The organism is Arthrobacter sp. HMWF013, assembly GCF_003061105.1.
Taxonomy (GTDB): Bacteria; Actinomycetota; Actinomycetes; order Actinomycetales; family Micrococcaceae; genus Arthrobacter.
Genome location: NZ_QAIQ01000087.1, coordinates 1 through 1,998, shown reverse-complemented (window position 1 = coordinate 1,998; position 1,998 = coordinate 1). Strand labels below are relative to the sequence as shown.

Genomic DNA, 1,998 nt, shown 5'->3' with positions numbered 1-1,998 from the left:
CCGGCCGGCCCGGCCGGGAAGAACTTCATGGCCGTCAGTCCCCGCTCCAGGACCTGCATGACTTCCCCCACCGTGGCAACGCCTGGGAGTACAGGCACGCCGACGGACAGCAGGTGGTCCAGCAGGGCCGGGGTGACCCCCGGGCTGACGATGAACTGCGCCCCGGCAGCCACGACGGCGTCGGCCTGGGCCGGCGTCAGCACGGTTCCGGCCCCGACCAGGATCTCGGGCACCTCGTCGGCAATAAGCTTCAGCGACGTCAGTGCGCTCCCGGTACGGAGCGTGAGCTCGATGATGCGGACGCCGCCGTCGGCCAATGCCTTGGCCACCGGAACAGCGTGCCGCGGGTCATCGATGGTCACCACCGGGATGACGGGCGAAACGTTCAGGACGCTGGTGGCGTCAGCCATGGTTGATCTCATTTCTCAGGCCGTCCAGGCCCTGCGTGTCGATGATGCGGTACCAGTGAAGGAGGAGGTCGGCGAAGCCCCGATGCGCGGCGAGCTCCGGATCGAAGATGCCGCCAAAGCCAAGCAGTGCAGGGACCACCGTGGCCGCGGTGCGCGTGTCCGGAAGTGCTGCGTGCAGTTCCGCTGCGAGCGGATCGTTCAGGTCCGCCGTCGGGGTGGAGGCCACATGGTGCATCCACGCGGCGACGGCGAGCGCGGCCCAGAGGGGTTCGCGGCCGGCGTCGAGGTTGGCGCGGATGGTGGTCAGGAGCCGCAGTCCGATCTTCTGTGACCCGTCGCTGCCCACCTTGGCCGTGGTGTGCCCCAAAGCCGGGTTCGCGAAGCGTTCAAGGACGTTGGCGCAGTAGGTTTCGCCGTCGAGGCCGTCCGGGAGTTCGATGACAGGCAGGGCGTCCCCGGCCATCATGCGGCTGCACGCGAGACGGAAGGCGTTTTCTCCGACGGCGTCGGCGATGGTGGTTTTGCCGGTGGCCAGACCCAGGTAGGCCAGCATGGAGTGGCTGGCGTTGAGCAGGCGCAGTTTGGCCGCTTCCCACGCCGCAACGTCGGTACTGAACAGCGCACCGGCTTCCTCCCAGGCGGGCCGGCCTGCGGCGAAGGTGTCTTCGATGACCCATTGCATAAAGGGCTCCGCCACCACGGCGGCCTCGTCCCGGAGGCCAAGTTCATGTTCGACGGCGTCGAGGTCGCCGTCGGTGGTGGCCGGCACCATCCGGTCAACCATGGTGGACGGGAACGTGACGTTCGCGTCCAACCAGGCCAGCAGCGGCCCCGACTCAGCAGCGGGCAGCGCGGCGGCAAAGGCGCGGACTAGGGTGCCGGTCAGTTTACCGTTGGCCGGGAGGTTATCGCAGGAGAGCACCGTGAGGGGACCCGCACCGGTACGGGAGCGCTGCTGGATGCCGCGCGCGATCTGTCCGATGGCCGTCTGCGGCGGGTTGCCGGCGAGGTCAGCCTGGACTTGTTCGTCGGCGGTGTTCAGCGACCCGGTCTGCGGATCGATCCGGTAGCCCTTCTCGGTGACGGTCAGCGTTACCACCCGGGTGGCGGCGGCGGCAATGCGGTCCACCACTGTGTCCGGGCGGTCCCTGCCGGAGATGGCCTCCACGATGCTGGACACCACCCGGAGGGGCGCGGCTCCGGCACCCCGCTCGGCCACCGTGAAGAGCCCGTCCTGCGGAGCCAGCTGGCGTGCGACGGTATCGGAGCGCTGGGTGACGCCAACGATCCCCCAGCTGAAGTCGCCGGAAGCGAGCATGGCGTTTTCGGTGAACACCGCGGTGTGGGCACGGGCAAAGGCTCCGAGGCCGAGGTGCACGATGCCGGGACGAACGTCCCCACGCGGCAGCAGGCTCTGGGGCGCGGCGGCGGTGCCGTGGTGGGCGTCTGCACCTGCACCTGTACCGGTGCCGAGCGCAGCGAGGGTGGCGTTGCTTAGGCGTGCGATGTCAGTTCTCCTTTGGCGGCCCCTGCAGCGTGCGCTCTGGTCTGTTCGAAGGTGGGAATGAAGCCGGTCCCGCCCTTGCCG

General features: G+C 69.1%; 2 protein-coding genes. Both read right to left on the bottom strand.

The window, feature by feature from the left end; translation table 11 throughout:
- Positions 1 to 410 (bottom strand): keto-deoxy-phosphogluconate aldolase (locus DBR22_RS04090; RefSeq protein WP_108597906.1); only part of this gene is annotated, 410 nt, incomplete at its 3' end.
- Positions 403 to 1,998: mannitol dehydrogenase family protein (locus DBR22_RS04085; RefSeq protein WP_308810178.1), on the bottom strand; the 1,596-nt coding region annotated here is incomplete at its 5' end. The genes DBR22_RS04085 and DBR22_RS04090, both read right to left, overlap by 8 nt.